General features: G+C 40.3%; 14 protein-coding genes and 1 tRNA gene. 1 reads left to right on the forward strand and 14 read right to left on the reverse strand.

Annotated elements, in window-relative coordinates; all coding sequences use genetic code 11:
- Positions 1–76 precede the first annotated feature (76 nt).
- From arsC to V7Z64_RS08375, 4 genes are all read right to left on the reverse strand, one after another.
- Positions 77–493, reverse strand: a complete 417-nt coding sequence (arsC, locus tag V7Z64_RS08360; protein ID WP_297988579.1) for an arsenate reductase (thioredoxin) — start codon at positions 491–493, stop codon at positions 77–79.
- Positions 494–509: 16 nt separating this feature from the next.
- Positions 510–1808: an arsenic transporter gene (locus V7Z64_RS08365; protein WP_297988577.1), complete on the reverse strand. Its 1299-nt coding sequence runs from the start codon at positions 1806–1808 to the stop codon at positions 510–512.
- Positions 1809–1826: 18 nt separating this feature from the next.
- The gene (locus V7Z64_RS08370; RefSeq protein WP_297988575.1) at positions 1827–2159 is read right to left on the reverse strand and encodes an ArsR/SmtB family transcription factor; all 333 of its coding nucleotides are present in this window, start codon (positions 2157–2159) and stop codon (positions 1827–1829) included.
- A gap of 203 nt (positions 2160–2362) precedes the next feature.
- Positions 2363–2503, reverse strand: coding sequence for a YrzI family small protein (locus V7Z64_RS08375; RefSeq protein ID WP_003397180.1), 141 nt, complete (start codon positions 2501–2503; stop codon positions 2363–2365).
- 455 nt (positions 2504–2958) lie between these two features.
- Here V7Z64_RS08375 and V7Z64_RS08380 point away from each other — a divergent pair, with 455 nt between their 5' ends.
- Complete coding sequence (locus V7Z64_RS08380) at positions 2959–3879, forward strand: CobW family GTP-binding protein (RefSeq protein WP_297988573.1); 921 nt, start codon at positions 2959–2961, stop codon at positions 3877–3879.
- Positions 3880–3891: 12 nt separating this feature from the next.
- Here the strand turns inward: V7Z64_RS08380 and V7Z64_RS08385 are convergent, their stop codons facing one another.
- The 10 genes from V7Z64_RS08385 to V7Z64_RS08430 form a co-directional block, all read right to left on the reverse strand.
- Complete coding sequence (locus tag V7Z64_RS08385) at positions 3892–4494, reverse strand: ribonuclease H1 domain-containing protein (RefSeq protein ID WP_297988570.1); 603 nt, start codon at positions 4492–4494, stop codon at positions 3892–3894.
- A 72-nt stretch (positions 4495–4566) separates the two neighbouring features.
- Positions 4567–4659, reverse strand: a tRNA-Ser gene (locus V7Z64_RS08390).
- 51 nt (positions 4660–4710) lie between these two features.
- Positions 4711–5670 (reverse strand): MBL fold metallo-hydrolase, encoded by a 960-nt coding sequence (locus tag V7Z64_RS08395; RefSeq protein WP_297988568.1) that lies wholly within the window; start codon positions 5668–5670, stop codon positions 4711–4713.
- Entirely contained in the window at positions 5667–6305 is a 639-nt protein-coding gene (locus tag V7Z64_RS08400; protein WP_297988565.1) for an NUDIX hydrolase, read from the reverse strand. The genes V7Z64_RS08395 and V7Z64_RS08400 overlap by 4 nt, the downstream gene beginning before the upstream one ends.
- The gene (locus V7Z64_RS08405) at positions 6305–7285 is read right to left on the reverse strand and encodes an ABC transporter permease (RefSeq protein WP_297988563.1); all 981 of its coding nucleotides are present in this window, start codon (positions 7283–7285) and stop codon (positions 6305–6307) included. Before V7Z64_RS08405 ends, V7Z64_RS08400 begins: the two co-directional genes overlap by 1 nt.
- On the reverse strand, positions 7278–8189 hold the full coding sequence (locus V7Z64_RS08410) for an ABC transporter ATP-binding protein (RefSeq protein WP_297988560.1): 912 nt from the start codon (positions 8187–8189) through the stop codon (positions 7278–7280). The genes V7Z64_RS08405 and V7Z64_RS08410 overlap by 8 nt, the downstream gene beginning before the upstream one ends.
- Positions 8189–8983 (reverse strand): SGNH/GDSL hydrolase family protein, encoded by a 795-nt coding sequence (locus tag V7Z64_RS08415; protein ID WP_297988557.1) that lies wholly within the window; start codon positions 8981–8983, stop codon positions 8189–8191. The genes V7Z64_RS08410 and V7Z64_RS08415 overlap by 1 nt, the downstream gene beginning before the upstream one ends.
- Before the next feature lie 99 nt (positions 8984–9082).
- On the reverse strand, positions 9083–10444 hold the full coding sequence (gene glnA, locus V7Z64_RS08420; RefSeq protein ID WP_297988555.1) for a type I glutamate--ammonia ligase: 1362 nt from the start codon (positions 10442–10444) through the stop codon (positions 9083–9085).
- 271 nt (positions 10445–10715) lie between these two features.
- Positions 10716–10916: a cold-shock protein gene (locus V7Z64_RS08425; protein ID WP_003398700.1), complete on the reverse strand. Its 201-nt coding sequence runs from the start codon at positions 10914–10916 to the stop codon at positions 10716–10718.
- 189 nt (positions 10917–11105) lie between these two features.
- Entirely contained in the window at positions 11106–11666 is a 561-nt protein-coding gene (locus V7Z64_RS08430) for a thioredoxin family protein (RefSeq protein WP_297988548.1), read from the reverse strand.
- Positions 11667–11753 lie beyond the last annotated feature (87 nt).

The raw sequence follows: 11753 nt of genomic DNA on the forward strand, positions 1-11753 counted from the left end.
TCAGTGAAGCAGAGATCCAAGGTGCATCGCATACACGTTCTCCACTGCAGTAAAATCTTCTCCTCGCTTTTGTTTCTTACTCTCCCGTTTCAGCAAATCGCTTAATTCTCGCCCCAATTTCATCGCGGACGCGTTGGAAAACAGCCCATTTTTCTTCTTCTGTCCCTTCTGCTTTAGCCGGGTCGTCAAATCCCCAATGAACACGCTTGACATGCGGTGGCGTTACGGGACAATGATCAGCTGCATGTCCGCACAATGTCACGACTAAATCGGCCTTGTTTAAAATTTCTGGATCGATGACGTCAGATGTTTGGTTCGAAATATCAATCCCCACTTCTTTCATCGCTTTTATTGCGTTTGGATTTAAACCATGTGCTTCAATCCCAGCGCTATATACTTCCCATTCGTCCCCAAGATATGTTTTTGCCCATCCTTCTGCCATCTGGCTGCGGCAAGAGTTTCCTGTGCATAAGAAATAAATTACTTTTTTCATTACTTCTCGACTCCTTTTAATAAATGATAAGTAACCATATATATAACCCAACGAGAGTAATAAATAACGTTGGGATGGTTAAAATTAAACCATTTTTAAAATAAGTGCCCCACGTGATTTTTACTCCTTTTGTCGAAAGTACATGCAACCAAAGAAGTGTAGCAAGCGAGCCGATCGGTGTAATTTTCGGTCCTAAATCAGAGCCAATTACATTCGCATAAATGAGTGCTTCACGAATGACTCCTGTCGTATTTGTATCGGCAATGGCTAGCGCATCGATCATTACTGTTGGCATGTTGTTCATCACAGATGATAAAATAGCTGCGATAAAGCCCATGGCCATCGTTACAACAAACAATCCTTGACTTGCTGCTCCTTCAATAATGTCAGTTAGAATCGTTGTCAGTCCAACGTTACGCAATCCGTATACAACAACATACATCCCGATCGAGAAAAAAACGACAGCCCAAGGCGCCCCTTTTAATATTTGTTTTACATGCACAGCGGGACTGCGTCTCCCCATCCATAAAAATAATAAAGCGACAGCGCCGGCAATAAATGAAACAGGAATGTTTGCGAATTCGCCGACAAAATAACCGATTAACAAAACACTAAGGACGAACCATGACAATCGAAACATGCGTACATCTTTAATGGCTTCGTACGGTCGCTTGACATGAGACAACTCGTAGCGCTTTGGAATGTCTTTTCGGAAGTATACATATAACACTAAGATGCTCGCTATAAGTGAGAAAAAGTTCGGAACGATCATACGTGTTGCGTATTCAACGAAACTAATGTTAAAAAAGTCCGCTGATACAATGTTGACAAGATTGCTCACAACAAGCGGCAACGATGTCGTATCCGCAATAAAACCCCCCGCTAAAATAAACGGCAGCACGTTTCGCTCGTCAAATTGCAACGCGCGCACCATCGCCAAAACAATTGGTGTTAAAATCAATGCCGCCCCATCGTTAGCAAAAAACGCTGATACGAGCGCACCAAGCAAGGAAACGAATACAAACATGCGAACGCCATTCCCATTAGCAACTCGTGCCATATGTAAAGCTGCCCACTCAAAAAACCCGATTTCATCTAAGATTAATGAAATAATAATAAGTGCAATAAAAGCAAGTGTGGCATTCCATACAATATTCGTCACGTCAATCACGTCTTGAAAATCGACAACCCCAGCGAGCAATGCTAATATCGCACCGCCGCACGCCGACCAACCGATCGATAGATTACGTGGTTGCCAAATGACAAACAAAAGTGTCACGAGGAAAATCAATGATGCGAGAATAACAGAAAGCAAAAAACCACTCCTCTCGTCTTATTCACAACGGATGCGCATTCCATCTGCCTCAAGCTTACGAATTTCTTCTTTCTGATTCGGTAAGTGAACGAGAATGTTTTGAACGAATGAATAAAATTCATGTTGTTTGTTTAGTGAATAAAACACCCATTGCGCTTTTTTCGTTTCTTTCACTAAATCACTATCTTTTAATTTTCGTAAATGTTGACTAATCGCTGGCTGGCTCATTTGTAAAATATCAACGAGCTCACATACGCAACAATCTGCTTCATTTAATATAGCCATGATTTTCAGCCTCGTTTTATCACCTAGTAGTTTTAAAATGTTGGCTATCTCCTCGATTTGACACATATACCTCCCTCCTTCATTCGATAATCATTATATAAGCATGTACTTATATAGACAAGTAAAGATTTTGTAAACTTAAAAAAGAGCTGATCGATTGATCAACTCTTTTGGTGTAAAACTAATCGTCATCTACCGTCCATGTGATATTCGTTTTAGGTTGTTGTTTCATTTTTCATTCCCCCTTCAACATGTATTTGTTTTCTAAATTAAAACCATTGGTACATTGAACATTTGCGATCCATAATCTCTTCTTCGAGTTGATGAATGAGCTGTTCTTGTTCTATTTCTTCAGCCGTCCATATTCGTCGTTGAATAGAAATTGTTAAGAAAAATAAATGAAACTTCATCACTTGTTCACCTCCTTTCAATAAAAAATCCGCAAGAGAAGATCCCTTTGCGGACTGAGAATAAAAGCCGCAAGGAACAGAACCTTCCTTGCGGCTTTTAAGCGCTTATGAAAAGATCAATGTTCTTAACATGGGAAGGTTGGACCAATCTTTCTTTGTTCAGTTGTGTTCCATACTCCTGTCATTGTCATCATGGTCCTTCCCTCCTTCCCAAATGATTTGATATAGTAAATTATATACATGATAAGATAAGTTTGTAAATACATAATAAAAATTTTTCCAAAAGGATTACAAAGATATGTATATGAAAGAAAACCAAAGGTATGCACGGACCAATGCATCATTTTTTTCTTTTTCTTTTAAGAAAATTGCTCATCGATGCACGATATATTTTTGTTGTGCTATTTGTTATTTTTGACTATGATCAAAAGGGAACATGTAGAAAGGAGCGTTTTATGAAACATACAGACATATACATCTTATCTGGATTTCTTGGAAGCGGGAAAACGACACTATTAAAGCGTCTCTTGCAAAGCGAAAAAGAACGAGGACGAAAAGTAGCGGTTGTGATGAATGAGATCGGTCAAGTATCCATTGATTCACATGCCGTTTCTGAAGATGCTCTGTTAAGCGAATTATTGAGCGGGTGCGTATGTTGCACGATTCAAGATCAATTTGAAGTAGAGATTTATTCTCTTCTCCAGCAACACGCATTAGATGTGATTTATATTGAAACAACAGGGGTAGCGCATCCAGTTGAAGTGCTCGATGCATGCATGTCGCCATTATTTGCTGGTCGCGTTCAAATGAGAGGTATCATTACAACGATTGACGCTACGCGTTGGTCAAATCGTCAACAACTTTCTGTTCCACTGCAAATGTTATTAAAAGAACAAGTTCGTCACGCAGATGTATTAATTGTCAATAAGACAGACGAATTATGTGTAGATGCGCAGGCGAAATTATCGTTTGAGTTACAAGCAATCAATAGTGATGCGCGCATCATTTTCACGACATACTCTAACGTCCGCATAGATGATATTCATCTTCTGTCACATCGGATGCGAAACGAACATGAGCGGCTGAACGTTGAGCGGTTGCGCATTCAAACGTATGTACATACATTTACAAAGCCGATTGATTTACATATGTTTGAACGATGGGTGCGCCAGTTGCCTGATACAATTTATCGTATGAAAGGTTTTTTGCGTTTTACTCATACAAGCGGGGTTTACTCTTTTCAGTACGCTTATGGGACACCACTATATATGAAAGAAGAGATGAACGTTCCACTACATTTTGTCATTATCGGTGAACAGCTTGATAAACAAAGACTAAAACAACAACTTGATGACATGCAAAAAGGAGAAGGTTGATTCCCTCTCCTTTTACTTTCGTCCAAAGTCCGCTTTAATTTCTCCCCATTGTTCCGTTTCCCACTTTATAATTTCGTTTGTATAATGGTGTGTGCGCAACCACGCTTCGGCGCGTTCAATGAGCTGCCAAACACGTTCCGTTTCAGCAGTACGGGCAAGCGTCGTATTCGCTTTTTTTTCTTTCACCCATTTTATAGCCGTAGCGGAGTCTGAATAAATCGGCCAATTTTTGTTTTGTTTCTGTAACCATGCTAGTCCGTGTACAATGGCTAAAAATTCACCAATGTTGTTCGTACCGATCATCGGTCCAACGCGAAAAAACTCTTCCCTTGTTTTCGTATGTACTCCTCGGTATTCCATTGCCCCAGGATTGCCGCTACATGCTGCATCTACGCACAAGCTTTCTTCTATATAACTCATTGAACGTTCGACGACCTTATTCTTCTTCGCGCCGCCCATCATTGGACCAGATGCAAATGCTCGCTCTGCTTCTTCTTTCGATAAAAATGAGCGATATTTTGCCCCGGGAATGCCAATGACGTACTGTTTACACTCATCCCAAGATGAAAAAATGCCTGTTTTTGCTCCTTGCCAAACGACATAATACTTTTTCAATATGCCACATCCTCGCAGTTGGAATAAAAAACAAAGATGAAGATTACTGAAGAAGGAACAGGAAGAGGAAGATGGCGGAGGAGGGGGGATTCGAACCCCCGCGGGCTTTGACACCCCTATCGGTTTTCGAGACCGACCCCTTCAGCCGAACTTGGGTACTCCTCCGTATGGTGGGGGTGCCAAAGAAATTATAGCGAAAACGTTATATTTCGTCAATTACCTTTTTTGTTTCTCAACGTAATCAACAAGCCCCATTGCGCATACTTGTAAATCAAGCTGAAGTAGTTGATATACATCAGCATCATCTGGTACTTGTTGTTTACGCAAAAAGGTACGAACGATCTCAAATAAACGATTGAAAACGGCCTCGGTTTTTTCTGTAAACGATTGATTGGCTCGTTCACTCACGACTTCATTGCCTACTTGAACAAAAATAGGAAGCCAGTAGTGCAACTGTTCCCAAACCGTTTGCACTTGCTGCGACATGCCAAAATGACCGAAATATATACGCCCTGGACGTAATGCCTTAAATCTTTCAATGGATGCAAGCATCGCCTCGGGATCAAATTGATTTGGTGATGTAGATGGCAAGTATAGCTCTACGTAGTATGAAAGAAGTTGCGGATAAAAAACGCCAGCTGTATCACCTGTAAAAATACCGTTGCTTTTTGAATCATAAATGGAAAAATGGTGATTCGCATGTCCCGGTGTATGCATAAACGTTAGCGTGCGATCCTTTCCAATTTGTAGCGTCTCTCCATCTTCCTTTGCAATTAATCGGTCTTCAGGAATTGGAACGATTGGGTCAAACAATGCGTCAAATTTTTCACCATAAACCGCTTTTGCTCCTTGAATAAGACGAGACGGATCAGCTAAATGGCGCATACCTTTTGGATGGACAAATACGCGAGCATTTGGACAATGCTGCAATAACACACCCGTCCCGCCCGCGTGATCTAAATGAATATGAGTGACGATAATATTTTTCACATCGTGTAAGTTAATGGACAATGCTTCTAGCCCTTTAATTAAATGCGGGATCGAGGGGCTTGCGCTCGTTTCGATAATTGTCACTTCTTCCTCTTGAAATACATATGCTCCTGTTCGTTGAGCAGTTTGTAAGTCATATAAATCAATAAGCGAAATACCAAACCCTAAATCAACCGGTTTTGTCATGCGTATTCTCCTTCCTTTGTTTGAATGAGTCGAGTGAAATGATGAACAATTTTTGCTGTCAGTCCCCAGATGACTTTATCCTTGTAATAATAAAAATGCTCTTCGATTTGTCGCGGCCGCCAATTATACTGCCTTCCCCCTGGGATATGTTCGAACGGGAAATGCTCTTCGGGTTTCGGTTCAAGCTGAACGTGATATATGTCTGGCTTTGTTTCAACAAAGAAGGATAGCGGAACGGTAAATACTTCTGCCACTTCTTTTTCATTTATTTTCATGCACGTCGTATCTACAAACGCAGCAAACGGATAAATGACCATACCGAACGGCGATAACATGTAATCAAGCGGGACGATGTGTGTAATGCTTTCTTTTTGAATGCCTAACTCCTCACACGTTTCACGAACAGCGGCATCGCTCGGATTTTGATCGCATTCGTCTATCTTGCCACCCGGAAAACAAATTTCCCCCGGTTGACGACGCAACTGAAATGAACGCACTTCAAATAAAACAAATACATCGTCATTTTGACGGACGAGCGGGAGAAGTACGGCATATGTAGCAAATGTGTCAAAGTCCATGATCGTTGGCGTTCGCTGTTGCAACTTCTCCATCGCGGTATACAACCTTTTTTTCATCAGTAAACATCCCTTTTCGTAAATACATAAAAAGAAATGATAAGCGCTACAAGCGCCCAAATGGCTAGTACAGTCATCGAAAATGAAAGTGTCATTCCATCAATAGGCGGTGCCATGCCACTAACGTAGCTTGTGAGTCGCAAATTGACCATAAACAAATATTTTGCGGATTCCCATGACGACACCATGCTTGATAAAATCGCTCCAGAAATAAGAGCGGCGAGCATGATTCCCATTACTGCTGCTGTGCTACGCAGCAACACGGAAAGCATAAATGTAAGCGTGCCGACGACGAGTGAAACAAAAAAAGCAAGTCCAATTTCAATAAGTAAGTATTTCCATTGAGGAATGAGGTGAACACCCGCTGTATTTAATTCTTCACCTTGAATCGAAAATCCTGTTAAAAGAGGCAAATTCCATCCGCCATATCCAAATACAATGCCCGAGATGGCATACGATAAAACTGCAACGGAAAACACGATAAAGGATGTAGATAAAATCATAGCGATATATTTGCTCATTAAAATTTTCCATCGTTTCACAGGACGTGTCAACAATAGTTTAATTGTTCCCCCACTTGCTTCTGACGAGACAAGGTCAGCGGCAATGACCATAACAAGAAGCGGCAAAAACAGTTCAATCGAATTTTCGATGAACATGCGCATAAACGTCGGTGCACCAGGTGCCATCGGATTAATGTCATTGTCTAAATAATATTGTTGTTGTTGTAAACGAATTTTAAGAAATTTTTTCCACTCCTCAGAAATTCCTGTTGAATTTAACCGATTTTGTGTATCGATAATTTGTTGTTGTAGTTGTGTGCGCCAATCTGTTGTTCCGATTCGTTCTCGAATCGTTTCAACTTGTTTAAATTGTGCATATGTAAACAAGCTAACGAGAACAGCAACAATTGCTGCGATAATAAACAACCGCTTTTTACGAACGATTTTTAACATTTCATTGTATACGAGATTAATCAATCGTTTCCCCTCCTGTTAATTCGATAAATAAGTCTTCGAGTGTTGGAAGTTTGCGCTCAATACTACTCACACTCACTCCGGCTTCAATTAGGCGGGCATTACAACGGGCGATGACTTCGTTTGCTTCGTAAACTGTAACGATGAAGTCATCTTTTTCACCTAGAACGGTTGTTTCGTTTTTTAATATTTGTTTTGCGATATGAATCGGGTGAACATTCCAGTATGTCCGTGCTTGTTCTTTCAATAAATGTTCAACTGTATCAATGCGAATAACTTCCCCTTTAGACATGATGGCCACCCGATCACACATCAGTTGTATTTCGCTTAACAAATGGGAAGAAACGAGAACGGTTAACTGTTCTTGTTCGGCAAGTGTACGAATAAATTGTCTCATTTCGCGAATGCCGACAGGGTCTAGACCGTTCGTTGGCTCGTCTAAAATGAGCACGGTAGGTTTTCCAAGTAACGCTTGTGCGATGCCGAGACGTTGCCGCATGCCAAGAGAGTATGTTCGAACGAGATCATGAATCCGATTTTGTAAGCCGACGAGCTCAACAACTTCTTGAATGCGTGTTGTAGGAATGGACGGCAACATACGTGCAAAATGCTCAAGGTTTTCCCATCCGCTTAAATATGGGTAAAGTTCAGGGTTTTCAACGATACAGCCAATATGTTGAATGGCTTTTGTAAATTGTTTTTGCAAGTCATATCCGCAAACAAAAATCTTCCCGGATGTCGGCTTGATTAATCCGACGAGCATACGAATCGTCGTTGTTTTTCCTGCGCCATTTGGGCCTAAAAAGCCGAACACTTCTCCTTTTTTTAAAGAAAACGAAAGTCCTTTAATAATTTCTTTTTTTCCAATCGTTTTTTTTACGTTTTGTACAACTAACGTTTCTTCCATTATTTCTCTCCTTCCGTTAATGTGATAAGTGCGGCGACGCGTTCACCCATTCGTTTGTATCCCTCTTTATTTGGATGGAATTTATCCGTATATAAATAGTCGTTTACTTGAAGTTCAAACAAATCGTACGTTGGAACACAAATGATGGACTTGTATTGGGCGGCCACTTCGGATGCGGCATAGTTCCAATTTCGCACAATCGCCGACGTTTCTTTTCCGTTGTCTAAATCGTTAAATGGATTGTATAAGGCGATATAAAATACAGGTGCATTTTCGTTTATCTTACGTATAAGTAGGAAAATTGTATTTAGTTGTTCAATAAATTTTTTCTTTTCTTTTTCTATTTGTGTTGTCGACAAATCGCGCAATGCTTCACCACCGCGAAATAAATCATTTCCTCCAATTGTCATCAAGATGATGTCTGCTTCTTTTATTTGACGTTGCACTTCTTTTTGTTTCAATTGTTCAATAAGCTGTGCAGACCGCTGCCCTTTAATGGCTAAATTAGTAAATTGAATTTGTTTGTCTGTTCGTCTTTTAAGTTCATCCATCACATGACCGACATATCCTTTTCCTGTTTCATCTCCAGTTCCACGCGTTAACGAATCGCCGAGAGCGACAATCGAAAGCGCATCTTTTTGTTTTGAGTTTGAATTTGTCGCCTCGATTTGTTTTGTTGATGAAGAAGCTTCATAAAAAAACTGGTCTTGGATGGTTACGATTAAACCGAAAATCCATAACATCGTTGTGGCAACGCAAACGGCGACAACGATTGCAATGATTCGTTTAGCCACAATATCACCCTTTCCTTTTTTCTACCTATCATCATATACCATTTGTTGTGTAAACACATAATGAAAACATGCAAAAAAGCGAGCTCAATGTGCTCGCTCTTAAAACTTCGTTTGATAATGTTCAATTTCCCAAGTATGAACAGCTGTCCGATAGCTATCCCATTCGTTCTTTTTCATTGCGATATATTCGTTAAATACATGATCGCCTAGTGTATGGCGTCCGATAGCCCCACCCTCTAATTCTTCAATCGCTTTTCCTAAACTGCCTGGGAGGTTTTCAATACCGAGCTCTGCACGACGTTCAGCTGTCATGTGGAAAATGTCTTCATCAATTGGCGCAGGGCAAGTGCTACTTTTTTCTATGCCGTCCAGTCCTGCTTCAGCAATGACTGCAAAAGCTAAATACGGGTTTGCGGACGGGTCTGGACAACGAAGTTCAACGCGTGTTGCTAATCCACGTTTAGCTGGGATTCGAATTAATGCTGAGCGATTGGAGGCCGACCAAGCAATATAGCATGGTGCCTCATATCCTGGCACAAGACGTTTGTATGAGTTTACAAGCGGATTGGTAATGGCTGCAAAACTTTTTACATGACGTAATAAGCCAGCAATAAACTGATATGCTGTTTCAGATAACTGATTGTCGTCAGTCGGATCAAAGAAAGCATTCTCCCCATCTTTAAATAAAGAAATATTTACGTGCATTCCTGAACCGTTAATACCAAAAATCGGCTTTGGCATAAACGTAGCATGCAATCCGTATTTTCTAGCAACCGTTTTTACAACCCACTTATACGTTGTCGCGTTGTCTGCCGCACCAAGCGCATCAGCGTATTTGAAATTGATTTCATGCTGACCTTCAGCAACTTCGTGGTGTGAAGCTTCAATCGTAAAGCCCATCGCTTTTAATGCACGATAAATGTCTAAGCGGACACGTTCACCTAGATCTTTTGGTGATGGTTCAAAATATCCCCCGTTATCTTGAGGTTCCGTTGTTACATTTCCATTTTCATCTGTTTTAAATAAAAAGAATTCTAATTCAGGTCCGACAGAAATGGTATATCCTTTTTGTTTAGCCCGCTCAACTGTTTTTTTCAATACGTTGCGTGGATCACCTTCAAATAGCGTTCCGTCGGGATTGACGACAGAACAGAGAAAACGCGCCTCCGCGTATCCATTCTCTACTGTCCAAGGCAATACAGCGAATGTTTGTAAATCAGGAAGTAAATATAAATCCGAACGATTGATCGGTGAGAATCCTTTAATCGATGATCCGTCGAACATTATTTTTCCTTCTACTACATCATCTAGTTGCTCCGCTGTAACTGTGACATGTTTTAAAATCCCTTCAATATCAACAAACTGCAAATGTAATAGTTCAACATGTTTTTGCTTTATCACTTCTTTAATTTGTTCAATGATTGAAGTGTTTGTTTGTTCAGATACAAGTAATTCACTCATGTTACATTACCTCACATTCTTATGTATATTTTTATAACATGAGTTTATTATATGGAATCATTTATCGTTTTTCAATAGTTTTTTATCAAATTTTCTGTATTTTTATTTAAAAAAAGACACGCTTTCCATAAGCGTGTTTGAACAAACAAAAACGACGGAACCCCTACCTCTCCTCCGTCCTTGCAGCTCCGAAGCTGCGCCAGTGTGAATTTGTTTTGTTGCATATAAAAACGGGATCCCGCGAAAAGCGAGACCCCGTACGTTTGACGATTTATGCTTTTTGGACGTTTGCCGCTTGCGGCCCACGATTGCCGTTCACGATGTCAAATGTTACTTTTTCGCCTTCTTCCAACGTTTTGAATCCAGTACCTTGGATCGCTGTGAAGTGAACGAATACGTCTGTACCTCCGTCCGTCTCAATGAATCCAAAACCTTTTTCTGCATTAAACCATTTTACTTTACCTGTGTTCATGTGAAATTCCTCCAAAACAATTTTAAAGATTGACCACCGTTGCATTACTCATAAAATAAAAGCTACACTTTTGCCAAGTCCTTATAAGATGAACCCGACAAAGGTGCAGCTTATAACGATCATTGATATAACGAACGAAATGGTACTTCTTTAGTATATAGGCTCGAAACGAGAATGTCAAATGTTTTTTTATTTTTCTTTCCATTTGATACTACAACCGATGCTCGGCTTTTGTTCTTTCGGAACAGGTTCCCCTGATAGTAATGCATTTAAAGCGGCTCGAATGGAAGATCCAGTCACCGGGATCCCATTGCTTGGTCGTGAATCGTCAAGCTGTCCGCGGTAAACGCATTGTAGTTCCCCATTAAATATGTAAAAATCCGGTGTGCACGCAGCTTGATATGCTTTTGCTACTTCTTGTGTTTCATCAAACAAATACGGAAACGGATATCCAAGCTGTTCGGCGACTTCTTTCATTTTTTCCGGGGAATCGTCTGGATATTTTTCTACATCGTTTGAATTGATTGCAATAAATGAAATGCCCTTTGGCTGATAATCATTAGCTAAACGAACAAGTTCTCCTTGAACATGTTTAACAAACGGACAATGGTTACAAATAAACATGATGACTGTCGCAATATCCGACTTGACATCTTCTAGTCGGACGATTTGTCCGTCAATCACGTTGACGAGTTCAAACGATGGTGCTTTCTCTCCTAACGGAAACATATTTGATTCAACAACTGGCATGGAAATCACCCTTTCTTTTTTCGTTCATTTACTATTATATACTGTAGATGAGCAATTTTTATAACAATAATTACCATAAAAAGAGAC

This window comes from Anoxybacillus sp., assembly GCF_036834105.1.
Classification (GTDB): domain Bacteria; phylum Bacillota; class Bacilli; order Bacillales; family Anoxybacillaceae; genus Anoxybacillus.

Excerpts from the sequence above, each read along its gene's own strand:
- arsC (WP_297988579.1), bottom strand. The coding sequence starts at position 493 with ATGAAAAAAGTAATTTATTTCTTATGCACAGGAAACTCTTGCCGCAGC.
- V7Z64_RS08370 (WP_297988575.1), bottom strand. The coding sequence starts at position 2,159 with ATGTGTCAAATCGAGGAGATAGCCAACATTTTAAAACTACTAGGTGAT.
- V7Z64_RS08375 (WP_003397180.1), bottom strand. The coding sequence starts at position 2,503 with ATGAAGTTTCATTTATTTTTCTTAACAATTTCTATTCAACGACGAATA.
- V7Z64_RS08380 (WP_297988573.1), top strand. The coding sequence starts at position 2,959 with ATGAAACATACAGACATATACATCTTATCTGGATTTCTTGGAAGCGGG.
- V7Z64_RS08395 (WP_297988568.1), bottom strand. The coding sequence starts at position 5,670 with ATGACAAAACCGGTTGATTTAGGGTTTGGTATTTCGCTTATTGATTTA.
- V7Z64_RS08400 (WP_297988565.1), bottom strand. The coding sequence starts at position 6,305 with ATGAAAAAAAGGTTGTATACCGCGATGGAGAAGTTGCAACAGCGAACG.
- V7Z64_RS08410 (WP_297988560.1), bottom strand. The coding sequence starts at position 8,189 with ATGGAAGAAACGTTAGTTGTACAAAACGTAAAAAAAACGATTGGAAAA.
- glnA (WP_297988555.1), bottom strand. The coding sequence starts at position 10,444 with ATGAGTGAATTACTTGTATCTGAACAAACAAACACTTCAATCATTGAA.
- V7Z64_RS08425 (WP_003398700.1), bottom strand. The coding sequence starts at position 10,916 with ATGAACACAGGTAAAGTAAAATGGTTTAATGCAGAAAAAGGTTTTGGA.
- V7Z64_RS08430 (WP_297988548.1), bottom strand. The coding sequence starts at position 11,666 with ATGCCAGTTGTTGAATCAAATATGTTTCCGTTAGGAGAGAAAGCACCA.